Origin of the sequence: Mesorhizobium sp. B2-3-4 (assembly GCF_006442315.1) — a bacterium.
GTDB lineage: Bacteria > Pseudomonadota > Alphaproteobacteria > Rhizobiales > Rhizobiaceae > Mesorhizobium.
In genome coordinates this window covers 50913-76107 of sequence record NZ_VFVY01000020.1, presented here as the reverse complement: position 1 = coordinate 76107, position 25195 = coordinate 50913, and the positions used below count along the sequence as shown (strand labels likewise).

The 25195-nt window shown below is 64.4% G+C and carries 22 protein-coding genes; 11 read left to right on the top strand and 11 right to left on the bottom strand.

Annotated features, from left to right (window positions below; all coding sequences use genetic code 11):
* Window position 1 precedes the first annotated feature (1 nt).
* Window positions 2-247 carry a MoaD/ThiS family protein gene (locus FJ967_RS25750; RefSeq protein ID WP_140735078.1) on the top strand — a complete coding sequence of 82 codons (246 nt, stop codon included), beginning with the start codon at window positions 2-4 and terminating at the stop codon, window positions 245-247.
* 146 nt (window positions 248-393) lie between these two features.
* Here the strand turns inward: FJ967_RS25750 and FJ967_RS25745 are convergent, their stop codons facing one another.
* The 4 genes from FJ967_RS25745 to FJ967_RS25730 are packed head-to-tail and all read right to left on the bottom strand — an operon-like array spanning window position 394 to window position 5835.
* On the bottom strand, window positions 394-2049 hold the full coding sequence (locus FJ967_RS25745; protein ID WP_140735077.1) for a hypothetical protein: 1656 nt from the start codon (window positions 2047-2049) through the stop codon (window positions 394-396).
* Window positions 2042-2650 (bottom strand): HNH endonuclease, encoded by a 609-nt coding sequence (locus FJ967_RS25740; RefSeq protein WP_140735075.1) that lies wholly within the window; start codon window positions 2648-2650, stop codon window positions 2042-2044. The genes FJ967_RS25745 and FJ967_RS25740 overlap by 8 nt, the downstream gene beginning before the upstream one ends.
* Window positions 2643-3311: a hypothetical protein gene (locus FJ967_RS25735; RefSeq protein WP_140735073.1), complete on the bottom strand. Its 669-nt coding sequence runs from the start codon at window positions 3309-3311 to the stop codon at window positions 2643-2645. The genes FJ967_RS25740 and FJ967_RS25735 overlap by 8 nt, the downstream gene beginning before the upstream one ends.
* A 7-nt stretch (window positions 3312-3318) precedes the next feature.
* Window positions 3319-5835: an ATP-binding protein gene (locus FJ967_RS25730; RefSeq protein ID WP_181176143.1), complete on the bottom strand. Its 2517-nt coding sequence runs from the start codon at window positions 5833-5835 to the stop codon at window positions 3319-3321.
* Between the two features lie 399 nt (window positions 5836-6234).
* On the opposite strand from FJ967_RS25730, the gene greA reads away from it, so the two are divergent.
* The 3 genes from greA to FJ967_RS25715 all read left to right on the top strand — a co-directional run bounded on the left by greA (window position 6235) and on the right by FJ967_RS25715 (window position 7910).
* The gene (greA, locus tag FJ967_RS25725; protein WP_140735069.1) at window positions 6235-6717 is read left to right on the top strand and encodes a transcription elongation factor GreA; all 483 of its coding nucleotides are present in this window, start codon (window positions 6235-6237) and stop codon (window positions 6715-6717) included.
* Window positions 6718-6964: 247 nt separating this feature from the next.
* The gene (locus FJ967_RS25720; protein ID WP_140735067.1) at window positions 6965-7435 is read left to right on the top strand and encodes a hypothetical protein; all 471 of its coding nucleotides are present in this window, start codon (window positions 6965-6967) and stop codon (window positions 7433-7435) included.
* 40 nt (window positions 7436-7475) lie between these two features.
* Window positions 7476-7910, top strand: a complete 435-nt coding sequence (locus FJ967_RS25715; RefSeq protein WP_140735065.1) for a hypothetical protein — start codon at window positions 7476-7478, stop codon at window positions 7908-7910.
* Window positions 7911-7965: 55 nt separating this feature from the next.
* Here the strand turns inward: FJ967_RS25715 and FJ967_RS25710 are convergent, their stop codons facing one another.
* A complete protein-coding gene (locus tag FJ967_RS25710; RefSeq protein WP_140735063.1) occupies window positions 7966-8928 on the bottom strand; it encodes an ornithine cyclodeaminase family protein in 963 nt (320 codons plus the stop codon).
* A 69-nt stretch (window positions 8929-8997) separates the two neighbouring features.
* Window positions 8998-9429 (bottom strand): DOPA 4,5-dioxygenase family protein, encoded by a 432-nt coding sequence (locus FJ967_RS25705; protein ID WP_140735061.1) that lies wholly within the window; start codon window positions 9427-9429, stop codon window positions 8998-9000.
* 294 nt (window positions 9430-9723) lie between these two features.
* On the opposite strand from FJ967_RS25705, the gene FJ967_RS25700 reads away from it, so the two are divergent.
* Window positions 9724-10557 (top strand): class I SAM-dependent methyltransferase, encoded by an 834-nt coding sequence (locus FJ967_RS25700; protein WP_246675385.1) that lies wholly within the window; start codon window positions 9724-9726, stop codon window positions 10555-10557.
* Between the two features lie 64 nt (window positions 10558-10621).
* Here the strand turns inward: FJ967_RS25700 and FJ967_RS25695 are convergent, their stop codons facing one another.
* On the bottom strand, window positions 10622-12454 hold the full coding sequence (locus FJ967_RS25695) for an ABC transporter ATP-binding protein (protein WP_140735058.1): 1833 nt from the start codon (window positions 12452-12454) through the stop codon (window positions 10622-10624).
* A gap of 199 nt (window positions 12455-12653) precedes the next feature.
* Here FJ967_RS25695 and FJ967_RS25690 point away from each other — a divergent pair, with 199 nt between their 5' ends.
* Genes FJ967_RS25690 through FJ967_RS25670 form a run of 5 tightly spaced genes read left to right on the top strand, consistent with a single transcriptional unit; the run spans window position 12654 to window position 18317 of the window.
* Window positions 12654-14006 (top strand): LLM class flavin-dependent oxidoreductase, encoded by a 1353-nt coding sequence (locus FJ967_RS25690; protein WP_140735056.1) that lies wholly within the window; start codon window positions 12654-12656, stop codon window positions 14004-14006.
* 10 nt (window positions 14007-14016) lie between these two features.
* Window positions 14017-14790 (top strand): DUF427 domain-containing protein, encoded by a 774-nt coding sequence (locus FJ967_RS25685; RefSeq protein ID WP_140735054.1) that lies wholly within the window; start codon window positions 14017-14019, stop codon window positions 14788-14790.
* 40 nt (window positions 14791-14830) lie between these two features.
* Entirely contained in the window at window positions 14831-16465 is a 1635-nt protein-coding gene (locus FJ967_RS25680; RefSeq protein WP_140735052.1) for an ABC transporter substrate-binding protein, read from the top strand.
* A gap of 14 nt (window positions 16466-16479) precedes the next feature.
* A complete protein-coding gene (locus FJ967_RS25675; RefSeq protein ID WP_140735204.1) occupies window positions 16480-17439 on the top strand; it encodes an ABC transporter permease in 960 nt (319 codons plus the stop codon).
* Complete coding sequence (locus tag FJ967_RS25670) at window positions 17436-18317, top strand: ABC transporter permease (protein WP_140735050.1); 882 nt, start codon at window positions 17436-17438, stop codon at window positions 18315-18317. The genes FJ967_RS25675 and FJ967_RS25670 overlap by 4 nt, the downstream gene beginning before the upstream one ends.
* A 430-nt stretch (window positions 18318-18747) precedes the next feature.
* Here FJ967_RS25670 and FJ967_RS25665 read toward each other — a convergent pair whose 3' ends face one another.
* A complete protein-coding gene (locus tag FJ967_RS25665; RefSeq protein WP_140735048.1) occupies window positions 18748-19116 on the bottom strand; it encodes a response regulator in 369 nt (122 codons plus the stop codon).
* A gap of 15 nt (window positions 19117-19131) precedes the next feature.
* Complete coding sequence (locus tag FJ967_RS25660) at window positions 19132-21393, bottom strand: PAS domain S-box protein (protein WP_140735046.1); 2262 nt, start codon at window positions 21391-21393, stop codon at window positions 19132-19134.
* A gap of 291 nt (window positions 21394-21684) precedes the next feature.
* Here FJ967_RS25660 and FJ967_RS33520 point away from each other — a divergent pair, with 291 nt between their 5' ends.
* Window positions 21685-21828: a hypothetical protein gene (locus FJ967_RS33520; protein ID WP_080511828.1), complete on the top strand. Its 144-nt coding sequence runs from the start codon at window positions 21685-21687 to the stop codon at window positions 21826-21828.
* A gap of 10 nt (window positions 21829-21838) precedes the next feature.
* Here FJ967_RS33520 and FJ967_RS25655 read toward each other — a convergent pair whose 3' ends face one another.
* Both FJ967_RS25655 and FJ967_RS25650 read right to left on the bottom strand, forming a co-directional pair.
* Window positions 21839-24166 carry a cation:proton antiporter gene (locus tag FJ967_RS25655; protein WP_246675384.1) on the bottom strand — a complete coding sequence of 776 codons (2328 nt, stop codon included), beginning with the start codon at window positions 24164-24166 and terminating at the stop codon, window positions 21839-21841.
* Between the two features lie 91 nt (window positions 24167-24257).
* Window positions 24258-24950, bottom strand: a complete 693-nt coding sequence (locus tag FJ967_RS25650) for a DUF2270 domain-containing protein (RefSeq protein ID WP_140735044.1) — start codon at window positions 24948-24950, stop codon at window positions 24258-24260.
* Window positions 24951-25195 lie beyond the last annotated feature (245 nt).

Here is a 25195-nt window from a genome sequence, read left to right as displayed (position 1 = left end):
GATGGTCGAAGTCACCCTCTGGGGCGCGCTCAGCCAGCTTGCCGGCGGCCAAAGCAAGGTCGAGGTCGAGGCCAAGGATATCAGGGAGCTGTTCAGGAAACTGGCTGAACAGTATCCCGCGTTTGAGCCGTGGATCGACAAGGGGATCGCCGTGGCGATCGACGGGGTGATTTATCGGGATACGTGGGGGAAGACGCTGCCGCTGGGGGCGGAGGTGTTTTTGCTGCCGCGGCTGGCGGGTGGGTGAGGGGGAGGGCGCCTCGGTGCCAACGCCTCGCATCAGGTTCTCGAACGTCTTGGTAGGGGCCGTTTGCTGACTGTCCAGTCAATAGGAGTCGTTTGGCGAAAAGCTGCCCTTAGGCACCGCCCGTCAGACAAAGTTGGCTCTTCCGCTCACGAACGTATTGCCGTCGAAAGGTTTGACTGAGATATCGATTCGGGGCCGGAGCGGCCATGGCGCAGTCTATGGGACCGGACGGAAGACCATGCCTGACGAAGCTCGTCCAGGTTCGACGGCGAAAGCTGAAGTTTTCGGGCCAGCCAACCGTCGCCGAAATCCAGCATGGCATCGACGTCTCCAGAGCGATGCACTTCGAGGAAAGCCGCGAATTCCTCGTCAGTAGGCTCGTGATAGGCGAGGGGCAGGTTGCGGAACTCAACCGGGGAAAGCTCCAATACCCCGCCTCCGTAGAACCGACCGTCCATCTCGGCGAACAGGAACGTGAGCGAGTTATAGAACGAATAGCAAATGCCGCGAATGGTGCACTCCGACTTGGGCGTTATGCCGTAGACGTTGTCCGTGACGTAGACGCCGGCCTCATTGATGACCAGCCGCGGAAACTCGTGCGATCGCCGGAACACGAAACCTGCTGCCGGCGTGACCAGAGGGACATTATACCAGAGTTTTCGGTTGCGGCACTTGTAGCGCTCGTCCAATTTCCGGAGTTCGCCCGTCACAACATAGGAGAGCGCCGCATCCGTGAGGTTCTCCCTAGGCGCCGTGATCTTAAGCAGTCGACTCCGCTCGCGCACTGCCAACTCGTCGAAGTCGGCGGAGGTGAATATCGGCGACTTCTTCGGAAGGCTTCCCCTCTTAAGGATCGGCAGCGCGAATTCGCCCAGACCAAGCTCGTTGACGCGATCAATTGACTGAATGAAGAAGTCATTTGCTGCGGTCACGATGCCGGGCGCGGTCGAACAAAAATCGGAGATTCGCGAGACGCCGGATCGCATACTGCGAAGCCTGTCGATGGTTCCGCGATTGATCAGGAAACCGTTGAGCTCAAGAGACAGGTCGGTAGGTTCGTCCAAAGACACCGGGTGTTCGGTCGCGGTCGACAGGTCGCTCAGCGATGCCACGTGCTGCAGCCAAAGGCCCCGCTGGTCGTCGAGACCCTTCCGACCGAAAAGGATGATCGCGTCTTGGTCGATCTCGGGGAATGCCCGCTCGTTGGAAACAAAAAGGTCGATTCGATCGAATACTTCCAGGAGATGGGACAGGGCCGTCTGACCGTACGCGACCGTCATCAGCTCGTAGGGTAAGACAAAGGCCACAAGTCCGCGCTCGCCGATCAGGTGCGCGGAGGCGACGAGGAACGCAGCCCAGCTGTTCTTGAGCCATTTCGCGGGGTAGTGCGTCAGTGCGCCTAACCGCTCGACGAGGTCGCCGAATTCGCCCGAGAAATTGTGTTTGCGGATGAAAGGCGGGTTGCCGACGACCATGCCGAAAGAGGGTTGGCCGGCTTCGAGACGGTCGCAAGCGAAGCTCAAGAAATCGCCGGCATGGAATACCGACCGCGCGGGAAACTCGACCTTCCTGGTCCGAAGACGCTCGATCACTACGCTGTCGATGTCGACCGCGGTGAAGGGGTACGACGGCAGCGTGCGCGCCAGCGCGGACAGGAAAGCGCCGTCGCCGACGCTCGGTTCAAGCACGTGCCCATCGATACCAGTGGAGTGGGCGGCGACCAGCTCACTGATTGCCCGCGCGACCGGCTCGGGCGTGTAAACCGCGCCGGTATAGCGGATAGACCGCTTCGCTTCAGACATAGGCACGAAGTTCATAGTCCTCGATTGCTCGGCTCAGGGAGCGGTAGCGCTTCAACAACTCGTGGTGACCGTACCCGTCGCCTTTGCCGCGCGCCTCGAGTTCATCGATAAGCCTTTCCACTTCGTCGCGAAGCTTCCTGGCCCTTCTGGCCTGCCAAAGGAGCTCGTGGCGGATCAGGTTGAGCTTGAGTTTGCCGACGATGTAGCGCCCCAATTCGGTCTTTCCGACTATTCGGCCAGATGTCAGCCTCTGAAGATGTTTCTCGTAGTCCTCGGAGCAAGGATCGATGAACCCCTGTTTTCCATCGTGATGGACCGCCGCGTCCTTACCGATCCAATGGTCGGACTTGCTCACGTTGCAATAACGGCAGGCGTAAACAAGGTTGTGGTAGGAGACGGCGAGGTCGGGGAACCGCGACTTGGGCGCGAAGTGGTCGATGTGGAAGACCACAGCATCCACCCGCACGTCTTCGTCGCCGCAGTATCCGCATGCGCCTTGGAAGTCGCGTTTCAGATCCGCGCGGTATGATTGATAAATTTTCTGTGCCGCCACCGCCGTTCGGGTCGGCATTCTCCCCCGTACAACCAATACCTCACTCATCCAGCGTCTTCCGGATATCGGCGACGAGACGCTCGGTCTCGGCGATCAAGGCTTGCCGACCTTCGAAAACGTTATTTTCGAGGACCGACCGTTTTGACGGACCGGGCATGGAATCGTCGGAGCCGAGCCCAGATTCCAACCATGCGTCGAGAGCGAGAATCCTGTCGATGGCGTCGGCCGAAAGCTTGGACCTGTCCTGTTCGAGCAGCTCGGACAACTCCGCGGTCCAGGCCTCCACCTGCCTGCGGTGACGCGTCACCTGCAAGCCGACGCGTTCGAGCAGCGGGCGTATATCCTGCGAAACCTGGTCTTCCTTGGCGTAGACCGTGTTCACGTCTTCCGCTTCGTGTAGGGCTTCGCGCTCGTACGACGTCCGGATGAAGCAGGGGAAATCTTGCCTGACTCGGCCGAAACGTTCGACCAGTTGGGCTCCGTTGTAGTCCACGGGTGCCGCATCGGCCAACCTGAAATCCGAGACCAGTGCCTCGAACTTCAATTCCATCAGGGCGGCGATCATATCGTCGAGACGAGGCTCAGGACTAAGCAGGACGATCGATGAAAAGAGCCCCGACTTTTTCGCGTCGGTACCGAAGTCCTCAAGCGCATCCAGGTTCTCGTCTACATAAACGATCGTGGGGAGTTCATTCTGGTCCTGTTCCATCGAGCGCCTATTCATTCGTGCCGGAGGTCGGCAGCATGATACGGATCGCGAAGCCCGGCTGTCCTGGCTCGCAGTCGAGTTTGACCTTGCCGAAATACTCGTCGACCACGTTCTTGAGCAGCCACATGCCGAGGCCGGTCCCCACAGCATCCCCGGCCGCTTCCTCCTTCTTCGAGGTCACCCCGAAGAGGAAAATGTCGTCACGGGTCGTGAATTCAGCCGACAAGCCCGGACCGTTATCCTTGTATTGGATCTCGACCCCGCCGTCCTCACCTGACACCACCCTGACTGAGATCTCGCGGCTGGTCTGGGCGGAGGGGCGGACGAGAGCCTCGACCGAATTGTTGACGAGGTTGTAGAAGACGCTGTCCAGGTCGATCTCGTGCGCCAGGACACTCAACTCGGCACCGCTTTCCACGTAGGTCTGCAACTTGATCGATCTGGATGTCAGGAAATCACCCCAGTAGGTGTGCATGCCCGCGAGATATTCTCCTAGATCGATCCGGCGCCTGCGGCGCTTGGCCGGTGAGACGGCCGTCAAGGCGAAATTGACCCATCGGCTTACCTTCTGGTCCTGCAGTCTAAGCCGCTCGAGGATACGGAACGGGCTGCTCATCTCGTCGACCGCCGCCAGCTTTTCGTCGCTCACAACGTCCTGGATGGCATCCGAAAGGCGCTGGGATCTGGTTTCGATATTGGCACGGATCTGGCGGAGTTCGTGGGTGAATGAGACCAAGACTGTTCCCAGGGTGGCCATGCCCCGCATGACTTGGATGTCGTCGCGTAGCGCCTCGTTCTTCTTCCGCTCCGATCCGTATGCCTTGGAGACCTTGAGCAGGTCATCGCTGCTACCGGCTGCAGGCGCCGATGGCGCGGGCCTCAGGTCCAGCTGGGGCTCGGTGGTATCCCCTGCCAGCGATGACTTATCCGCTTCCAGGGCCTTTTCGGCGATCGCGCGGCCTTCCTCCACCTCCGCAGGTTCGGGATTGTCCAGCTCGAAGGCTTGCTGGAAGTGCTGGAGCACGTAGGCGCGATCGCGTTCGAATTCCCGGATCAGCGCGATGACAATTCGGCGGAAGGCGGAGAACGCACGTTCGTTGATAATGCCTTCGCGATTGGACTGGTCGGTCAGCGAGGGATTGTCACGTTTCGTCAGATGGATTGTGCCCGCGACTTGGTTGGGCCCCACGCGCCATCCCGGCCTTGACGCCTGCGCCGGGTTCCGGGTCGAACGTTCGCCCATAGAGAGCCAGTCATATGCGGGAGATCGCGGTTCGCCGAACGGTCGGACACGGAAATTGTCGCGATACAGCCGTACGCCGCCAGAATTGGCGAGCCAGCGTCTGCGGGCAGCCACGTCAAAGTTCTTCTGCGGGAAGCGTTCGAGGTTCTCGGCGGTCGCGTTAGTGAGCTTGAAGAAATAGAGCGTGAAGAAGAACGGGCCGATGTCCAGGAATGGGCGGGGGTCTTCCTTGGGGTCGATCAACTCGGTCAATGGTTTGGAATATGTGATCTCGCCGGCTTTGAAGTCGGCGCGCCTATATAGTGGCTTTTGCATCGCCGGAAGCTCGAAGAAGGTCGGGCTGATACGATCAAAATCGATCTCCTGGCGCTGCAGGGTGATTTTCACTTGGCCGTCCGCCGTCACATCGGCTAGCATGCGATAGTCGAACTGGTCGGGCGGGAAATTGTCGATGAACCCGCTTTCGAACGGTACACGATGGTCATGCACGAAGATGTCGAAATCGCCCCGATCGTGGGGTGGGAGAAGCGCTTCCAGCGTTTCCTTGAGCCGGATGCTGTCCTTCTCGTCCCATATGTCGTTCAGGAGGCCGATCCTGATCGCGGTGCCGGTCGAGTAATCGATCGGATGCGACACGCCTTCGCGCTCGGGAGTGTTCTTGGGCAAGATGTCTTCGAGCCCGTAGTCCCGATACAACGACACGAGTTGCCGACGCTCGGACTCGAGAACCGCCTCCACGTCGCCGATGACCTTGCCGGTACCTTCGAACGCCGACCAATCCACCAGCCAGTGGGAGATCTCGCCGGTTCGCCCTGCGGCAGAGAACAACTCGCACTCGCGCCCTAGCCGATCCAGCGCGAACCGTCCGATTCCTTTCGCACCGGTGACTACTCGACCGCCTTTCGACGTGGCGTTGAGATCCTTTGCGTCGGTACCGATGACCATCCAGCGGTCCTCGATCGTCTTGACAGACATGCCTGTGCCGTTGTCGACGATCCACAGATCGAGCACCCTTGAGTGCAGGTTGGCGATCGCGGACTCTTGTGTCGCGGTCCAATCGTCCTTTGCCTTCCACCTGCCGCCAACGAGTTCGAACATCTCGTCGGTCTCGGGAAGGACGGCCTTGAGCGCTTGGCGCTCGTTGTCGTCGAGTTCGGTGGGGACGGTCTCCCAGCGTGGCATGAACAGGACGGCCGAGACGGATGCGTCCGCGTCGTAGGCGTTCTTGACCAACTCGGTCACCGCGCCCTGCGAGGTGGCGACGTTTTCCCTCCCGATCAATCGGGCCGCTCGTGCGGAGACTGTGAAGGGCACTTTGGCCAAGTTGCGACGCTCTCATTCGATAAGGCACCGAAACTGTTACAATGAGCGCTCGGCTATCGCAACGTAGCCGTGAGTCGCGAAGGCGAGATCCAAGGCCGCCACTTGTGAGAGGGGGCGGAACGTCCGCTTTCAGGTGAGAGCAAAGTTTGCTTGAACGTCCGGGATGAGGCGCATTGCCGTCCGACAGCTTTTGGCCGCAAGAGGGACCGTCCAGTTCCGGCATTGAGGGCAAGGGAGCAGACCTGCCGTCGACCCCTGTCGCCATTCCCCCAAAGCCACCCATCGAATTCTTGCAGCTTTATCCCCACCCATGCGCTATCCCCTAACCAACACCATCCCACACGGAGTTACTCCCCATTGAGCGTAGCCTTTGCCAAGGAGGAAAGTGCGGAGGCGGCATCGGAGACCATCCTGCCGGCTCGGCCTGTCTCCGATCGGATCAACCTCGTCACCGAGGCGGGGCTCAAGATGTTGCATGATGAGCTGGCGCGCGCCCGGCAGGCGCTGGAGGCGGCCAGCGTGCTGGAGGATGTCAATGAGAGGCGGCGGCAGTCGGCGGTTCCGGTTCGCGATGTCTCCTATTATGCCGAACGCGTCCGGACGGCTCGGCTCATGCCGGTGCCGACGTCCCATGATGTGATCGCCTTCGGGCATACCGTTACATTCGCGCGGGACGATGGCCGCACCCAGACCTTCCGTATCGTCGGCGAGGATGAGGCCGACCCGTCCCGAGCGTCCATCTCACATGGGTCGCCGGTCGCCATAGCGCTGATCGGCAAGGCCGTTGGCGATGTTGTCCAGCTGGGGCCGCGCGAACTCGAGATCCTGTCCATTTCTTAGAGCGTTTCACCGTTTCGCGGAAACGGAGACGATGACGCGGTCGCAGCAAGGCACCGTTTCGGCCAGCCATGGCAGGGCCTGTCGGTCGTCATGGTGAAGCTTGCGGGCTTGCGCCAGATATCATCGCAGCCGGCGTATTTCGAGCGTACCCACGTCACCACACTTTCGGGGCCGCCCCCAAATCCCCCCCGGTTGAGTTCTAACCGAACCAATGCTTAGCTGGCCTCGGGCTTATGGGGATTAATAAATGCTATTTTCGAGAACTGTGCCTTTGGTCGTGGCGGCCTTGGCGATGTCGGTTGGCGTGTCGCGCGCGGATACGATCATCCGGGGGGTCTGTATCGCCGGAATCGCGGGCAAGACGGGGCAGGTGAATTTCAGCGCGAAGGTGTGCGACGAGAACTTCGAGAATTGCGTCGACGACGGCGCGCTCAGTGTCGAGAACATCACGCCGGGATACTCGTTCCGGCCGACGATCGCGGGCATGCAGGCCGAAGGGGACATCAACGATCCCGACGATTCCAAATGGTTCGTGATCGTCAATTTCGACGCGTCCTACGTGCCGGGCTATCAGGAAAAGCGCTACACCTTGCCGGCACGGCGCGCCTATATGGGCGATTGCAGTCTTCTGCCCAACTACCACTTCGCGGAGGTCGCGGGCGGTGTCGAACTCTACAAGGGGTGCAGTCCCGTGCAGAGCACCGAGTGCTGGTACTGAGGGCCGGCAAACCCGCATCGCGACGGTGCCGCGGACCGGAGTGACCAGGCCGCCGCGCAAGATCCTGCTCGTCACCAGCGGCGCCGACACCATGATCGCGCGCCAGATGCGGCAGTTCTGGATGGAAAGGGTGCGCATCTACCACCCCGATGCCAGCGTCCCGGTGACGGCGGCCGACGATGACTTCGACCAGATCGCGCTTGTGCTTCTCACGCCGTCGCTGGTTGCCTGCGACAAATGCCTGCGTTTCCTGGAGGAGATGCAGGAGGCGGGCAAGGAGATCGTCACGCTCTATTTCGGTTATCTGAACTTGCCCGTTCCGGACGTGGCAAAGCCACGAAGCCTGGTCTTCGAGGTCATCGTCGCGACGAACTACGAGCCGGCCCGGCTGATCGCCAGCGACGTCTGCTGGAAACGCTTCGCCGGCTGGCTCGACAAGCTCATCGCGTGGCGGAACGGCAACTGGCAGGAATAGCCGCGGCGGGCAAGGGCGGGCCTGGGGATCGGTCCCGCCCACGGCAGCGGCATTGCTAGGCGGCGACCACCCCTGCCATCTTCGCCCTTTGATACACCAGCCCCGCCACCGCCAGGTCCCCCACGGCCAGCCCCCGGAACACGAACGCCGTCGTCTCATGTGCGTTCTCCCGCCCGGCAAAATCCCCGCACACCAGCCCCGTCAAATCGCCGGCGGCCGTGGCGGGGTCGATCATGGGCCTGGCCATGGTCTTCTCCTGCTCCAGATCGTCGACGATGATGCGGTCGAAGCGGGTCATGGTTTCGGCCAGCCAGGGCAGGGCCTGGTCGGTCATCACGGTGAAGCTTCCTGATTTCAGCCAGTTGGCGTCGAGGAAGGGCGTGGGCCTGGGCACCAGGGTCACCGACGTCACCACCATGTCGGCGCCTTCCAGCGCTTGCCTCGGCGTGTCGCAGGGGATGGCTTCCAGCCCCCGCGCACGCGCCATCTCGCACAGCGCGTCGCGGTTGGCGGCGCCGCGGCCGAAGGCGCGGATTTCGCGCAAGGGGAAGAGGTCGGCGAAGACTTCGAGGTGGCCACGCGCCTGAACGCCGCAGCCGATGAAGGCGAGCGACGATGCGTCGCTTGCGGCCATGCGCCTGGCGGCGACGGCGCTCAAGGCAGCCGTGCGTTTCTCCGTCACCCAATTGCCGTCGACCAGGGCGAGCGGCAGGCCGGTTTCGGCGTCGAGCAGCGTGATCAGCGAATTCAGCGTCGGCAGCCCGCGCCCGGCATTGCGCGGATTGACGACCAGCGATTTCGTCGCCAGCACCGGCGGCGTCGAGGCAACGCCGAGCGTCGCCATGATGTAGCGGTCGTCGCCGGGCTGCACGACGGCCTTCGGCGCGCACCAGACCTCGCCGCGCCGCTGGCCTGATATCTGGCGTTCGATCTCGTCCACCAAGTCGGCCGTGGGGATCGACAGGTGGTCGAGCAGTGCGGCCGACAGATAGGGCAAGGTTTCGGCGGAATTGTTCATCTTGTCATTTCCCAGGGGATCATCGAACCGCCGCTGCGCGCGAGGCCCTCATCGCGGGTCCGCGCGCCCTCACGCCTCCAGCGTCGGCTGCGTGTTCACCTCCAGCGCCTCTTCCGCCTCGTCCTCCTCGCCCAGCACCTCGCCGTGCACGCCGAGCGACCGGCCGATCCAGATCGGGTCGACCGTGTGGTCGCGCTTGGGGTTGGTGGTGTTGGGGTGGACGAGGATGCTCAGGCCGCCATGGTTCAGCATCAGCCAGGGCACCAGCGTGGCGAAGATTTCGGTGGCGAAGGAGACCTGGTACATGGCCTGCTCATGCGGGCCGACCGGCTCGTCGCGCCAACTGCCGAGGCGCACGCGGAAGCGTTCGCCGATGCGCTGGCGCAGCCATTCGGCGTGTCGGCGCTGGGCGGCGTCGCCGAAATAGATATGGGCGTGATAGCTGGCGATCTCGGCGAGAGGCCGTGGCTGCCCGGCCGGCGTTGGATTGGCTTTGCTCATCGCGATGCTCCTTCGCCCGGTTTCCAGCGAAACTCTAGCCGAAGCAGGGGCGGCTTGTCTTCAGCCGTGATCAGCCGGCACGCTTCCAGCAGGCGATGCCATGGCCGGTTCGGCCGCGCGCAATAGCTCCCTGCCGGCTTAGACCGGCGCCGGCTCAGCGCTGTTTCGCCAGGGCATTGCGCGATGCCGTCGGGTACGCTTCTATCCCTTTGTTTTTGACGCAATTCCGGACGGAAAACCGCTCACACTTTTCCTGGAATTGCTCTATCCCGTCGCGCCATGGGGGGTCATTCTTTGTCTGGCAGGAACCAAACGTCCACCGGTCACGAAGCGAGCGAGGCCGGCTGGCTCGATCTTCATTTCGAATCGTCGCGGCCCGAATACGAGGCGGCCTTGCTCGACGCCGGTATCCACCCGGGCTGGCGCGTGCTCGACGCCGGGTGCGGCAGCGGCGGCTTCCTGCCGCTCATCGCCAGGGCCGTCGGCCCATCCGGCTTTATCGCCGCGCTCGACCTCGCGCCTGAAAATATCGGCCGGGTCGAGGCGCTGGCGGGCACGCTGCCCGAGCCGCCGGAAATTGCCACTGAAGTCGGCAGCATCCTGTCGCTGCCCTTCGCCGACGCATCGTTCGATTGCGTCTGGTCCGGCAATGTCATGCAGTATCTGACGCCGGCCGAGTTCGAGCTTGCCGTCGGCGAAGCCAGGCGCGTGCTGAAGCCGGGCGGCATCTTCGCCGTCAAGGATTTCGATTCGACCATCCTGCAGATACTGCCCATGGAGCGGGCCCTTTTGGCGCGCTTCATGGCCGCCAGGCTGCAGGGGTTTCGCGACCGGGGCGTGCTCGGCACCGATTGCGGTTCGACGCTGCCGGCGCGTCTGCGGCAGGCGGGCCTCGAGGTCGTCAGCCGCAAGGGCTGGCTGGTAGAGCGCTGGGCGCCCGCGCCTGGCTTCACGCGCGACTATGTTCGCGACCTCCTGGCCTATTTTGCCAGCGTCGCGCCCGGTTATGCCTTGCCTGACGCGGACCAGGCCTATTGGCGGGAGCTGACGCAGCGGCCGGATCGCCTGCTCGACGATCCCGATTTCTGCTACCGCGAGTTCTTCGTCATGGCGGTCTGCCGGATTTAACGCTCGGCATCGAGCCGCTCAAATCGCCGGTGCACCGGCCTTGTCTCGGCGGATAGGGCCCGCCTCAGCCGGCACGTTTCCAGCAGGCGATGACATGGCCGGCTTCAACCTCGCGCGCCACGGGCTCCGCCTCGAGGCAGCCGGCATCGGCCAGCGGGCAGCGGCCGGCGAAGGCGCAGCCGCGAGGACCGTCTTCGATGACGGCTTGTGCTTCGGCCGTTGTCGCGGCCGGCGCCTCATTGGAAGACGCGGCCAGCAGCATCTGCGTGTAGGGGTGGTTGGGACCGGCAAAAATCTGGTCGGAGGTGCCGGTCTCGACCAGGCGGCCGCGATAGATCACGCCGATGCGGTCGGCCATGTAGCGCACGACGCGCAGATCATGGCTGATGAAGAGATAGGCGGTATCTTTCGTTTTCTGAAGATCGTTGAGCAGGTTGAGCACGGTCGCCTGCACCGAGACGTCGAGCGCCGAGGTCGGCTCGTCGAGCACCACCAGCCGCGGCAGGCCGGCGAAGGCGCGGGCAATCGCCGTGCGCTGGCGCTGGCCGCCCGACAGTGTGCCGGGCTTCTGTTCCGCCGTCGTGCGGGCAAGCCGGACCGAGGCCAGCAGGTCGCCCACGCGCTGCGGCACGGCGCGGCGCGGCAGGCCGGCCAGCCGCCGCAGCGGGCGGCCAAGGATGCGGCCGATGCGCTGGCGCGGGTTCAGCGTGCGGTCGGGCGACTGGAACACCATCTGCACGTCGCGGCGCTCGACCGGCTGTCGGCGCTCGACGAGCGGCGCGACCGCCTTGCCGAACAGTTCGACGCTGCCCGCCGCCGGCGGCTGCAGTCCGGTGACGATGCGCGCCAGAGTCGATTTGCCGGAGCCGGATTCGCCGATCAGCCCGAAGGTCTCGCCGGCGGCGATGTCGAGGTCGATGCCGTGCAGCACCGGCTGGCCGCCGAAGGATTGTTTTATCCCGCGGCAGGAGAGGGCGATCTCGCGCCGCGACGCGGGCAGGGCGTTGTCCTCGCTCTCGCCGGCAGGCGCATCCGAAGTGAGGTCCATGGGGCCGGCATCCTCGGCCAGCCTGCCGTCGCGCTTGGTGCGGGTCAGTGTCGGGATCGCGGCGACCAGCGCGCGCGTATAGGCGTGGCGCGGATTGTCGAAGACGTCTTCCGACATACCGGTTTCGACGATCGCGCCGGCCTGCATCACCGAGACGCGGTCGCAGGAGCGGCGGATCAGATTGATGTCGTGGCTGATCAAAAGGATCGAGGTGCGGTGCTCGCGGCGCAGATCGTCGAGGATGGCGATGATCTCGGACTGGACGCTGGCGTCGAGCGCGGTGGTCGGCTCGTCCATCACCAGCAGCGCCGGGTCGAGCGCTATCGCAATGGCGATGTTGGCGCGCTGCTGCATGCCGCCCGACAATTCGTGCGGATAGAGCCGCAGCACGCGCTCGGGGTTGGCGACGCGCACGCGGCCGAGCAGTTGTTCGGCGCGCGCCTGCGCGTCGTCGCGGTGCATCGCGCGATGGCGCAGCAGGGTCTCGGCGATCTGGCCGCCAATGGTCATACTCGGGTTCAGCGCCGAACCCGGATGCTGGTAGACGGCGGCGATGCGGTCGCCGCGCAGCCGGCGCAGCTCGACGGCCGAGAGGTCGCGGATCTCGCGGTTCTCGAAGGCGAGCTGTGCGGCCTCGACGCGGGCGTGTCTCGGCAGATAGCGAAGCACGGCCAGCGCCACCGAGCTCTTGCCGGAGCCGGATTCGCCGACCAGGCCGAGCGCTTCGCCCTGGCCGATCGCCAGCGAGATGTCATCGACCGCGCGATGGATGCGCCCGGCGCCGGCGTAGGAAACCGATAGATGCTCGACGTTCAGAACCGACGACGAGGATGGCAGAACTGACGACATGGGTGACCCGAAACCACTTTTTGCGCGCGCGGCGCGATTGGAGGCAATCGCTTCCGCTTTCATATGAAACAATCTCTATAAAATTACTCGAATTAAGCTCGGACGCAATCTAGCTTCTTGAGGACAGGACGATTTTCGGGGCACGGCCAGACGCCGTCGCGCTGCGGATTTCGGTCACCCGAAGGCAAGGAAACCAGAGATGTCGCACCTCATCCTCAGCGCGTTCTTCTTCAACCCGCAGGGCGACCATCGCATGGCCTGGCGCCATCCCCGCGCGCCGGGGCGCGAGGTGCTCGGCTTCGACTATTACCGTGACCTGGTGCAGGCGGCGGAGCGGGCGCGCATCGACACCATCTTCGTCGCCGACCACGTCTCGATCTGGGATTCGGTGAAGAGCGGCGTCGCCCACTATGCCAATGCGCGGCTCGAACCGTTGACGCTCTTGTCGGCGCTGGCCGGCGCCACCCGGCATATCGGGCTGATCGCCACGGCGTCGAGCTCCTACAGCGAGCCCTACAACATCGCGCGCCAGTTCGCCTCGCTCGACCATATCAGCGGCGGCAGGGCGTCGTGGAACGTCGTCACCTCGGCGATGGACGAGGAGGCGCGTAATTTCGGCCGCGACGGCAATATCGAGCACGCCTTCCGCTATGAGCGCGCCGGCGAGTTCCTCGATATCGTCAAGGCGCTGTGGGACAGCTGGGAGGACGAGGCGCTCCTCATCGACAAGCAGACGGGCTATTTCGCCGACCCCGACAAGGTCCACCCGATCGACCACAAGGGCAAGCATTTCAAGGTGCGCGGGCCGCTCAACGTGTCGCGGCCGCCGCAGGGCCATCCGCTGATCGTGCAGGCCGGCTCGTCCGAGGACGGCAAGAATTTCGCCACCGCGCAGGCCGACGTGCATTTCGCCATCTTCTCGACGCGCGAGGACGGGATCAGATACCGGCAGGACATCAACGAGCGGCTGGCGCGCCATGGCAGGCGGCCGGAGAGCTTCAAGATTCTGCCCGGCATCCTGCCCATCGTCGCCGCCTCCGAAGCGGAAGGGCGCGACAAGCAGGCCTATCTGCAGACGCTGCTGCCCGACCAGGTCGGCATCGACCTGTTGTCGAGCTGGAGCGGCATCGACCTGTCCGCCTATCCGCCGGACGGGCCGCTGCCGCCGTTGCCGGACGAAAGCACCTTCAATGGCGGGCGCACCTCGCTCAACCGGGTCAAGCAATGGTCGCAGCAGAATCTCAGCCTGCGCGACATCGCCCGCAAGCTCGCCAACAGCGGCTCGGTGCCGACGGTGGCCGGCACGCCAAAGCAGATCGCCGACCAGCTCGAAGACTGGTTCGTCTCGGGCGCCTGCGACGGCTTCAACCTGATGTTCCCGCTGCTGCCGGAAGACTGGGTGAATTTCGCCGAACAGGTGGTTCCGGAGCTGCAGCGGCGTGGCCTGGTCCCGGTCGAGTACGCGCCGGGCACGCTGCGCGACCGCTTCGGCCTCGCCCGCCCCGCCAACCGCTTCGCCGAGCAGCGCGCCAATGCGCGCGCCGTATCCTGAGGACCCGACCATGACCGCCGCGCCGAACCTCCAGCCCCGCGAAGCCACCACTCCGCGCCTCGTCAATGTGCTCCACAGCCCCAAGCGCATCCGCGTCAAATTCGGAGGCCGCACCATCGCCGACAGCCGCAATGTGCTGGTGCTGCGCTCCAACCACTTCCTGCCGATCTATTTCTTCCCGCCATCCCAGGTCGATGCGTCGGTGCTGAAGCCGTCGGCGCATCGCGAGCCGCACGCGGTCGGCGGCGAGACCGCCTATTGGGACATCGACAGCGGCGACAGGCGCGCCGCCAACGCCGCCTGGTCGTTCACGGCACCGCCGGATGAGAACCTGGCGCCGCTCGCCGGCCGCATCGCCTTCACCTGGAAGGCGGTCGACCAGTGGTTCGAGGAGGAAGAGGAGGTCTTCGTCCATGCCCGCGATCCCTATGCGCGCATCGACGTGCTGCAAAGCGCAAGCCATGTCCAGGTCTGGTTCGACGGCGAGATCGTCGCCGACAGCCATCGCCCGGTGCTTCTGTTCGAAACCCATCTGCCGACGCGGTTCTATTTGCCGCCCGAGGATATCAGGCTGGAGCGGCTGACGCCGTCCAACTCCGCGACGCGATGTCCCTACAAGGGCATCGCCTCCTACTGGTCGGGTGTTCTCAAGGACGGTTCGGTTCGCCCCGACATCGCCTGGAGTTATCGCGAGCCGGTCGACGAAGTTTCAAAAATCAGGGGCCTGATCGCCTTCTATCCGCAGGCGATCGACCGCATCCATCTCGACGGCCAGCCGGCCTGACGACGGTTTTCTCCATCTTCCCTTTCAAGCGAGACAGACAATGACAAAGCGTTCCGACATCGATCTTCTGCGCAATCAATCCGGCGACATCTGGAATGTCGCGGTGGATGAATACGCGCAAGGCTTCCTCAAACGCCGCGACCTCCTGAAATACGCCGCACTGCTCGGCCTCACCGGCCTTGCCGCCTCGCAGGGGCTGTTCACGTCGGGCGCCCGCGCTGCGAACAGTGGCGGCACGGTGCGCGTCGGGCTCGGACAACCGACCAAGGCGATCGACCCGGTGACGGTCACCGACCCCGCCAGCATCGGGGTCATCAGCCAGGTCGGCGAATATCTCATCCTCGACGACCCCAAGGACGGGCTGCAGCCGAAGCTCGCTTTGTCCTGGGAAGCCGATGAGACGGCCAGGCGCTGGACCTTCAAGCTCAGGCCCGGCGTGAAATTCCACGACGGCCGCGCCGTCACCGCCAAGGATGTGGTCGCGACCTTCGAGCGGCTGGTCGATCCGGCGACCGGCTCGGGGGCGTTGTCGGCCTACAAGGGCATTCTGTCGAAAGGCGGCGCCAAGCTGGTCGACGATGAAACAGTCGCCTTCGACCTCGACCAGCCCAACAGCAATTTCCCGTTCTATGTCTCGTCCGACGTGTTTAACGCCGTCATCCTGCCGGCCGACTATGCAGGCGACTTCGAAAAGACCTTCATCGGCACCGGGCCGTTCAAGTTCGATAGCTTCCGCCCCAAGCAGGGCGCCAGCTTCGTGCGCAATGCCGATTATTGGGGCGACAAGGCGCTGCCCGACCGGGTCGAGATCAAGTTCTTCGACGACGAGCAGGCGCAGGTGCTGGCGCTGCAGGCGGGCCAGCTCGATGTCATCCCGAGCACGACGCGCCTGGAGCTGGCGATCGAGGGCAACCCCAACTTCAAGCTGCTCAGCGTCCAGGCAAGCTCGCACGACCAGGTGCATCTGAGGACCGACCAGGCGCCGTTCACCGACAAGCGCGTGCGCCGCGCGCTGGCGCTGACGATCGACCGCGAGGCGGTGGTGAAGGGCCTGCTCAAGGGCCGCGCCATCGTCGGCAACGACACGCCCTTCGCGCCGATCTTCCCGTCGGCCGATCCGGCGGTGCCGCAGCGCAAGCAGGATATCGAGGAGGCCAAGCGTCTGCTCGGCGAGGCTGGCGTGCCCAACGGGTTCCAGGTGACGCTGACCACCGAGCGCGCCTACGACATTCCCGACTATGCCGTCATCATCCAGAACTTCGCCAAGAAGGCCGGCATCGACATCAAGCTCAACGTGCTGCCGCAGGATGCCTATTACGGCTCGGCGACGTTCGGCTCCTCGCCCTGGCTGGACTCCAATCTCGGCATCACCGATTTCGGCCATCGCGGCACGCCCGACATCTTCCTCAACGCGACGCTGAAAAGTTCGGGCGCCTGGAACGCGGCGCATTTCAACAATCCCGACTATGACGCGCTGCTGATCGACTACGGCAAGGCACGCGACCTCAAGGCGCAGAGGCTGGCGGCGGGCAAGATCCAGGCCTTGCTGCTCGACGAGACGCCGCTGATCATCGGCTATTTCTCGCAGTACAGCCGCATCGTCTCATCCAAGGTCGAGGGCGTGCGCTTCACCGCCATCTCGCATCTGCTGCTCGACAAGGTGTCGTTCGTGTGAGCGGCCTCGCCTCGATGGCGATCGTGCGGCCGCTCGCGGCGCGCGGGGCTTCGCTGCTTCTGACGTTGTGGCTGGTCAGCGCGCTGGTCTTCCTCGCCGGGCAGGTGCTGCCCGGCGATGTCGGCCGCGTCATGCTCGGCCCTTTCGCCGATGCTCAGGCGGTGGCCGAGCTCAACCGCAAGCTCGGCACCGACCAGCCTGTCCTGACCCAGTACTGGCACTGGCTGGCCAGGGCGATGGCGGGGGATTTCGGCGAGTCGCTGTCGATGCGCGCGCCGGTGGCGCCGTTCGTGCTGGAAAGCATCAGGAACTCCGCAGCCCTTGCCGGTGTCGTGCTGCTGTTCCTGGTGCCGATCGGCATCGGCGCCGGCGTCGCTGCCGGCCTGCGTTCGGGGAGCGTTGTCGACCGGGCAATCGTGCTCACCGGCGTATCGCTCTCGATCGTGCCCGATTTCGTCTCCGGCCTTTTGCTGCTGATGGTGTTCGGCCTGTGGCTGGCCTGGTTTCCGATCACGGGTGCAGCGCCGCAAGGCGCCGGCTTATGGACGACCGGCTATTATCTCATCCTGCCGGCCTTGCCGCTGGTCCTGAACCTCATCGGCTATGTCGCGCGCATGACCCGGGCAGGGGTGATCGAGGCACGCGCCGCCGATTACACCCGCACCGCCATCCTCAAGGGGCTCAGCCCCGCGCAAGTGCTGTTCAAGCATGTGCTGCGCAACGCGCTGGTGCCGACGGTGGCGGTCATCGCCACGCAAAGCGGCTTCCTGCTCGGTGGGCTGGTGGTGATCGAAGCGCTGTTCGGCATACAGGGCCTCGGCAATCTGGTGCTGACCGCGGCCAAGGCGCGCGACTTCCCGATGCTCGAAGCCGGCGTGCTGGTGATGGCTGCGATCTTCGTGTCGACGGCAGCGCTCGGCGATCTCCTGCAGGCGCTGCTCGACCCACGCCTGCGGCGCCGGAGCGCGCCATGACCGACCTGGCGCAATCTCCGATGCGCGGCGACATCAGGCTTTCCTGGATCGGCAGGTTGCGCGGCTCCTTGCCCGGTGTGGCGCCGTCGGCGGCGATCGGCTCGGCGGTGCTTCTGTTCTGGGTCGCCTGCGCGCTGCTCGGCCCGCAATTCGTGCCGTTCGATCCCTATGCCGAGGATTTCCTGTCGATGATGACGCCGCCCGACGCGGTGCACTGGTTCGGCACCGACCAGCTCGGCCGCGACGTGTTCTCGCGCATCATCGTCGGCTCGCGCGATATCCTGCTGGTGGCGCCGCTGGCGACATTGGCGGGGGTGGCCACCGGCAGCGTCATCGGCCTGGTGCTCGGCACGTCAGGCGGCCTGGTCGACGCCATCGGCGCAAGGCTGCTCGACGCGGTCATGTCGCTGCCCTTCATCGTGCTGGTGACGATGGCCCTGGTGGCGATCGGCCCGTCCAACCTCACCGTCATCGCGGTGATCGGCCTTGCCTATGCGCCGCTGGTGGCGCGCACCGTGCGCACCGCCGCGCGCGAACAGCGCGAGCGCGACTATGTCAGCGCCGCGCGGCTCGCCGGCGAGGGACGGCTAGCGATAATGTTCCTGGAAATCCTGCCCAATGTCAGGGAGACCATCCTGATCGAACTCATCACCCGGCTCGGCTACGCCTTCTTTTCGATCGCGACGCTCTCCTTCCTCGGCCTCGGCATCCAGCCGCCCTCGGCCGACTGGGGGCTGGCGATCGCCGACGGCTACGGCTTCCTCACCGGCGGCAAATGGTGGGTGGTGGTGTTCAACTCGGCCGCCATCATCTCGCTGGTGATGGCCACCAACCTCATCGCGCAGGGTATCGGGGCGTTCGAAAACAGCGATAAGTAGGCCGTAGCCGACCGTCGCGTAGGCCAGACCTATCGCCGCTACAGTTGGTGGAGGTTGGCCTCAGCCAGCCTTCGAAACTATTCGTAAACCATTCCAACAAGGTAAATATTTTATGGAGAACCGATCAGGTTGCAGTGGGTTGTGCACGGGTCTGCAACAAAGAGGCCCAACGCTATCATGCACCGTTTATCCGTCTTGACCGCCCTGATGATCTCTTTCGTTACGGCCTATGGCACATGCGTTTGGGTATTCTCTCCCTGTCCGATCGACCTGTTCCAAGCTCAGGCGTCGCCGTTGGAAATTCGTGGCTCGGAGTAGCTTCAATAGCTTCAGATGACGAAAGGATGGTTCCGGGGCGCTTAAGGACAGCTCTTGCGCACAGCTGGAGTGCAAAGCAGCCCTTCGGGTTGCTCTGTCTCGGAGTAGCGAACTAGTGCAGCAACCCCTGGATGGTCGCTGCAACCGCCGCCGGCGCATAGGGCTTGGGCAGGAAGACGCCGCCGCTCGGCATCGCGTCGCGGGCCGGCTGCTGCTTGCCGGATGTGATGATGATCTTGACCGGCGGCCAGCGGTCGCGCACGGCGGCCGACAGACGCAGCCCATCCATGGAACCGGGCATGTCGATATCGGTGAACAGTATGGCGATGTCTCCCCGGGTCTCCAGCAGCTCGATCGCCTGGTCGGCATTGCTGGCCTCCAGCACGTGATATCCGGCCTCGCGCAATTCGTCGGCGATGGAGAACAACAGGAACGCTTCGTCTTCGACGACGAGGACGGTGGCGGCGGGCTGAATGTTCATTGCAAGCTTACCTGGTCAATAGCGCGCTGTCGGCAATTGCGGCGCCGGCGCATCCAGCACGCATTCAACGCCATCGGGACGATAATCGATCTGGACCGATCCGCCGAAATCCGTGCCGAGCACGCGCTCGATCAGGAACCGGCCGAAGCCGCGCCGGGTCGGTGGTGTCACGGGCGGGCCGCCTTGCTCGCGCCAGCGCCAGATCAGCCGGGCTGCGCCCGATGTCTCCTGCGCCGGATGCAGCGCCCACTCAATCGTCACTCTGCCGCCCGGCGTCGACAGCGCGCCATATTTCAGCGCGTTGGTGGCGAGCTCGTTGACGGCGAGCGCCAGCGTCAGCGCCATCTTTGGGTTGATCGGCAGCGCCGGGCCGGAGATCGATATCTGCTCGAGCGGGAAGGTGGCCATGGTGTTGTCGACCACCTCGCGGATCGAGGCGCTTGTCCAGCGCGTCTGGTTCAGGATGTCGTGCGCGTTGGCAAGCGCGCGCAAGCGCTCGTTGAAGGTGGCGCTCGCCGTCGAGATATCGGTGTTGCGCAAGGTTTGCGACGCGATGGCCGCCACCATCGCCAGGATGTTCTTGATGCGGTGTTCGAGTTCATGGGTCAGCAGTTCCTGCCGCGCCTGCGCCTCGCGGCGGTCGGTCACATCCTGCATGACGCCGAACATCTTGATCGGTTTGCCGGTCTCGTCATGGACGAAATCGATGTGGCGCGACAGCCAGCGCAACTCGCCGGTGTCGGGCCGCCGGATGCGGTATTCGACAGCGGGCACGGCGGTGCCTTTCTCACGTGTCTCCTGATTGGAACGGACGTCCTTGTCGTCGGAAATGACGATGCTTTCCAATACCGAGATGTGCACGCTGTCGCGCGGTGACAGCCCCCAGAGTTCCCAGAAGCCCTCGGAGCCGACCACGATACCGGTGGCGATATCGAGTTCGAGCGCCGCGATGCCTGCCGCGTTTTGCGACAGCTGCAGGCGGCGCTCGCTCTGCAGCAGGGCCTGCGCCACCTGCTTCTGGTCGTCAATATCGGTGTTGGTCCCGATCCAGCGCAGAATGGCGCCATCGGCATCGCGAATGGGGACGGCACGCACGATGAACCAGCGATAGTCGCCGTCGTGTCGGCGAAGCCTGAACTCGGTCTCGTAGAAAGCGCCTTCGGCCAATGCCCCGCGCCATTTTTCGGCGGTCGAAGCAATGTCGTCCGGGTGGACGATGCCGGCCCAGGCGTCGCCGTCGAGCGTTCCTGGAGGGCTGCCCGAATAGAGGTAGACGCGCGGGTTGAACCAGTCGAGCAGTCCGTCGGGCGTCGCGGTCCAGACATGGTTGGGCATTGACTCGGCGAACGTGCGGAATTGCGCCTCGCTTTGGCGCAACGCGCTCTCGGCGATCAGCCGGTCGGTGACGTCGACGCCCTGGACAAAGATGCCGATGACGTCCCCGCCCGGATTGCGCACCGGCTGATAAACGAGATCGATGAAGCGATCTTCGATCGCGCCGCCCGGCGTGCGCTGCAGCTCGGCCTTCAGCGTATAGCCGACAAAGGCCTCGCCCGAGTTGAAAACCCGATCGAGCAGTTCGAAGAAGCCCTGGCCTTCCACCTCCGGCAAGGCCTGGCGGACGGGCAGGCCGATCACGTCGCGGTGGCCGACGAGCTGCATGTAGGCCGCATTGGTCAGCTCGAAAACATGCTGGGGACCGGACAGCATCGCCATGAAGCCCGGCGCCTGTTCGAACATCTGCCGCTGTCGATCGCGCTCGCTGGCGCGCCAGCGTTCGGCGGCGACCTTGGCGGTCGTTTCGATGACGATGGCGATGACGCCAGCCGGTTCGCCGCTTTCGTCGAGTACCGGCGAATAGTCGAGATCGAGCCAGACCTGTTCGGGCTTGCCGGTGCGGTTCAGCGTCAGGACCTGCTCGCGATAGGCGAGGGTGCCGCCGCCCAGGCATACTTTCATGATATTGTCGTTGAAGTCGGCCACCTCGGGCCAGCCCTCGCGTACTTTCGAGCCGAGCAATTGCGGGTGACGGCCGCCGGCGAATTGCGAATAGCCGTCATTGTAGATCATGACGCCGTCCTCGCCCCACAGCATCACGATCGGCACATTCGAGCGCAGGATCAGCGACACCGCCGTTTTCAGGCTCTGCGGCCAGCCGGCGATCGGCCCGATGGAGGTCGCGGCCCAGTCGAAAGCAGCGATGAGGCGGCCGAGCTCACCGCCGCCCGAAAGGAAAGCGAGGTGGCGATCGCCTATGGTCGCTGTACCGGTTTGCATGGCGCCTCGTTCGTCAGGGATCGGTTGATGCCTTTGCGTGTCGTCGGCCAGCGCGGAATCCTCGCCCGGGACCGGTGCGGCACCCAAATCGTCAATGTCGTCAAGATGGTGGACACGTCTGCAAGCCCCCGACCGCCTCAACCCCGGGACAAGCCGTTCGGTTCCCCAGCCCGTGGATTTTCCTTCGAAATGAGGCGTTGAAAGTCAGCGATTCGACCGAATTTCTTTGCAAGCCGTTAATGTGGCCCTGCTGTTAATCAGCCTTTACTAATTAAGTGGTGGGGTAGGACCATGACCAAGAATCTCGGCAACGCACGATATGTGCCGCCCAAGGACACAAAGGTTTCCTTCTTCAGCAAGGCGGCGCCGGCGCTTTTCCCGCTGGTCGCGGCGGCGCTGGGATATATGATCGGGCGGCAGTTCTTCGGCCTCTAGACCGAAGGCGTCAGGCACTGATTTCGGCTGCCGCCTCCTCGGCGCCGGCCTCGGCGCGCTTGACGCGCTCGCTGGCCAGAAGCACGACCGGGCAGGCTACGGAGGCCAGCACGGCGGTCGCCGTGTCGCCGAAGAACAGCTCTTCGCCAGGCCGCTGGGTGACGCCCATCACCACCATCGCCACGCCCTTGGCTGCCTCCCTGGCGATCGCCTTGTCGGGGGTGGCGCGCGTCCTGATCGCGGTCTCGACGGCGACGCCATAGCGGTCGGCGAGATCAGCGACATCCTTGAGCACGGCCTCCTCTCGGCGGTGCGAAACCGAGCTTGGCCGGCTGCCCTTGCGCGCCTGCGAGACATAGAGGACTTTTACGCGCGCCCGGTGGGGACGGGCCAGAGCGAGCGCGTAATCGGCCGCGCGCCGCGCTACTTCGGTGCCGTTGACGGGAACCAGAATGGTGGCGCCGGCGCGCAGCACCGGCATCTTGCTGGTGGATCCGGCGCCGTTCAGCACCAGACAGAGCGGGCCGTCGAAGCCGCTGGTGAGATCGTTGACCGCGGCGGTGAACGATCCCTTCTCGGTCAGCATGGTCTCCAGGCCGACCAGCAGCAGGCCATAGCCCTTGCGGGCTTCCTCGGCGATCGTTTCGGCGGTGGCTTCGAGCTCGCTACGGGCCGTCAGATGCACTTTCTCCACCGGCGTATCCTCGGCCTTGCTGACCGCCCTGGCGCTTCTGGCCGCCCCTTTCTTGACTTCCTTCGAGGTCCGCTCGGGACCCCTGGCGCGGGCTGTGCCTGACAGTCGGGCGCCCTCGAGGTGGAGCAGCGTGGTCGGCATGCCGCTGCCGCCACCGACGAGCCCGGCAAGATAGGCGGTGAACTTGCCGGGCGGGCTGTCGTCGACCAGAAGCAGCAGCCGCTCCAGCTTGGAGACGAAGCCGCGTTCGTCGAGCAGTTCGCGGTCGACGCGCTGCTTTTCGGTATCGCCGACCGGCAGCCGGCCGAGCGCCCAGCGCAGCATTGGCGGCATGGCCAGCGTGGTGATGACGGCCATGGTGACGATCATCGTGAACAGATTGTGGGACAGGATGTTCATCGACAGGCCGATCGAGGCGACGATGACCTCGGTCGAGCCGCGCGCGTTCATGGCGCTGCCGACGGCGGTGGACTCTTTCAGCGACATGCCGGCGAGCCGGCCGCCGAGGAAAGCGCCCGAGAACTTGCCGATGCTGGCGATCATCACCAGAGCCAGGGTCAGCAAGGCCAGCGTCGGGTCGGCAAGCACGGTGAGATCGGCGGACAGGCCCGCCATGCCGAAGAAGACAGGCATGAAGAGGGCGGTGATGACGCCGCGCAACTGGCCCTCGATATGGTCGGACAGGATCGGCGATTCGCCCACCAGTATGCCGGCGACGAAGGCACCCAGCACGGTGTGGACGCCGATCAGATTGGTGATCAGCGCCATCACGCCCATGATGATCAGGATGACCGATATGACCGCATACTCGCTGCGGAAGGAATCGTTGCTCCAGCGGATCAGCGTGAACACGAGGCGGCGGCCGATGGTGAAGGAGAACACCATGAACAGCGCCACTTCGGCGACCGTCAGCACCAATGGCAGCACCTGCAGGCTGCCATTGGTGGCGATGCCGAAGGTGATGGCGATGATCAGCCAGCCGATCGTGTCCTCGATGATGGCGGAGGAGACGATGATCTGGCCGAGATTACGGCGCATGAAGTTCATCTCGCGCACCACCATGGCGACGATCTTGACCGAGGAGATCGACAGCGCGGTGCCGAGGAACAGCCCCGCGACGATGCGTTCGGCCGGCTCGGGCAGGAGGGTGTCGGGCAGGAACTGCGCCAGCGCGAAACCGCAGGCAAAGGGTATGATGACGCCGGTGATGGAGATCGAAAAACAGGCCGCGCCCACCCGCCGCACGAGGCGCAGATCCGTTTCCATGCCGGTGAGCAGCAGGAGCAGCAGGATGCCGAGCTGCGAGACGGCATCGATCATGCTTTTCTGCGCCGGGTCGGTGGAAAAGATCAGGTGCTGGGCATCGGGCCAGATCCAGCCGAACAGCGACGGCCCCAGCAGGATGCCGCCGACCAACTGGCCCATGATCGCCGGCTGGCCGTAGCGCTGGAAGACTTCGCCCAGGCCGCGCCCGACCAGAAGCAGGAGCACGATCTCGGCGACGAACAGGCCTTCGGCCGAGCCGCCCATGCCGGAGGCGTGACCGGAAGGCTGCGCCGCCAGCGCGTGGCTTGCCGGCGCCAGAATGAGAATGGCCAGTGAAAAGCCAGCCGCGAGCTTCGACCTTGTTGCCGATGGAATCATTGAGCCCCTTCAACCCACCGCTGCGGACTGACCATCACAACGCGCGGCCGACGTTTGCGTTGCAGTCACTCAGGGCGAAGAGGAATCCATCTCAGACATGGACATCACCGAAGGAGAGTTCGCCGTCGTCGCCCGGGGTCAGGAAGGCGGCGGCCAGCAGGCCGGCATAGAGGAGGGCCACTCCGGCGACGATGGCGATGCCCGGAATGGGACCCAGCGCCGCCGCGGCGACCGCCTCGCGCAACGTGCCGACAAAGCCAGCCGGAACGGCCTGGTCGATCAGACTCGGGGTCGACAGTTTGAGGATCCAGGCGAGCAGCAGGATCAGCATCATGTGCAGGTAGTTGCGGCGCAGGCGGCGGGCCAGCGCCACGCGCTGCGAGACCAGGAATTTCGGCGTGCGCAGGCTCTCGCCGACGACAAGCAGCCAGTCGGAGGCGAAATCGGGCTGCGGCGAGAAGATCTGCGCGAAATAGTGACGCTCGAACTGGCGCACGCGGGCGCGATAGACATCGAAGAAGCGATAGCGGCGCGCCTCGATCCACAACAGAAGCAGCACCAGCAGCATGGCGAACAGCAGCACGCCATGATGGGCGCTGGCCGTCGACAGCGACACCGACAGCATCGCCGCGACAACCGTGATCGCCCAGTTGCTGGTGCGATCGAGGCGGTCGCGCCAGCCGGCCATGCGGGCGATCTCGGCGCGATGGAAATGCGACATCACGGTAACCAGTTCGCCTGGCGAAAGCGGCCTGCCGACGGGTGTTGCCGGCGCATCGTTCATGAGGTTCCTCCCAACCCGATAAAACGTTGCGGGAGCGATATCGTTCCACAATGGCCGCCGCCCCGCCAGATCGCCATGACCGCCGATTCGGTCGGCGGCGCGGATCGACGGGCGGACGGGGCCGGATCATGCCTCGCGCATCGTTTGCGGGGCGGTCGGGGCCGCCCGATGTCCCGAATTGTCCGTATCTGTCCCTAACTGCCGGTATCGACCACGCTCATGCGCCTCTAGCTTTTCGGGACGGG

What these genes read in the sequence shown, in the direction of transcription:
- FJ967_RS25750 (WP_140735078.1), top strand. Translation starts at nt 2, where the DNA reads ATGGTCGAAGTCACCCTCTGGGGCGCGCTCAGCCAGCTTGCCGGCGGC.
- FJ967_RS25745 (WP_140735077.1), bottom strand. Translation starts at nt 2,049, where the DNA reads ATGTCTGAAGCGAAGCGGTCTATCCGCTATACCGGCGCGGTTTACACG.
- FJ967_RS25740 (WP_140735075.1), bottom strand. Translation starts at nt 2,650, where the DNA reads ATGAGTGAGGTATTGGTTGTACGGGGGAGAATGCCGACCCGAACGGCG.
- FJ967_RS25735 (WP_140735073.1), bottom strand. Translation starts at nt 3,311, where the DNA reads ATGGAACAGGACCAGAATGAACTCCCCACGATCGTTTATGTAGACGAG.
- FJ967_RS25720 (WP_140735067.1), top strand. Translation starts at nt 6,965, where the DNA reads ATGCTATTTTCGAGAACTGTGCCTTTGGTCGTGGCGGCCTTGGCGATG.
- FJ967_RS25710 (WP_140735063.1), bottom strand. Translation starts at nt 8,928, where the DNA reads ATGAACAATTCCGCCGAAACCTTGCCCTATCTGTCGGCCGCACTGCTC.
- FJ967_RS25705 (WP_140735061.1), bottom strand. Translation starts at nt 9,429, where the DNA reads ATGAGCAAAGCCAATCCAACGCCGGCCGGGCAGCCACGGCCTCTCGCC.
- FJ967_RS25695 (WP_140735058.1), bottom strand. Translation starts at nt 12,454, where the DNA reads ATGTCGTCAGTTCTGCCATCCTCGTCGTCGGTTCTGAACGTCGAGCAT.
- FJ967_RS25690 (WP_140735056.1), top strand. Translation starts at nt 12,654, where the DNA reads ATGTCGCACCTCATCCTCAGCGCGTTCTTCTTCAACCCGCAGGGCGAC.
- FJ967_RS25685 (WP_140735054.1), top strand. Translation starts at nt 14,017, where the DNA reads ATGACCGCCGCGCCGAACCTCCAGCCCCGCGAAGCCACCACTCCGCGC.
- FJ967_RS25680 (WP_140735052.1), top strand. Translation starts at nt 14,831, where the DNA reads ATGACAAAGCGTTCCGACATCGATCTTCTGCGCAATCAATCCGGCGAC.
- FJ967_RS25675 (WP_140735204.1), top strand. Translation starts at nt 16,480, where the DNA reads ATGGCGATCGTGCGGCCGCTCGCGGCGCGCGGGGCTTCGCTGCTTCTG.
- FJ967_RS25670 (WP_140735050.1), top strand. Translation starts at nt 17,436, where the DNA reads ATGACCGACCTGGCGCAATCTCCGATGCGCGGCGACATCAGGCTTTCC.
- FJ967_RS25665 (WP_140735048.1), bottom strand. Translation starts at nt 19,116, where the DNA reads ATGAACATTCAGCCCGCCGCCACCGTCCTCGTCGTCGAAGACGAAGCG.
- FJ967_RS25660 (WP_140735046.1), bottom strand. Translation starts at nt 21,393, where the DNA reads ATGCAAACCGGTACAGCGACCATAGGCGATCGCCACCTCGCTTTCCTT.
- FJ967_RS33520 (WP_080511828.1), top strand. Translation starts at nt 21,685, where the DNA reads ATGACCAAGAATCTCGGCAACGCACGATATGTGCCGCCCAAGGACACA.
- FJ967_RS25655 (WP_246675384.1), bottom strand. Translation starts at nt 24,166, where the DNA reads ATGATTCCATCGGCAACAAGGTCGAAGCTCGCGGCTGGCTTTTCACTG.
- FJ967_RS25650 (WP_140735044.1), bottom strand. Translation starts at nt 24,950, where the DNA reads ATGAACGATGCGCCGGCAACACCCGTCGGCAGGCCGCTTTCGCCAGGC.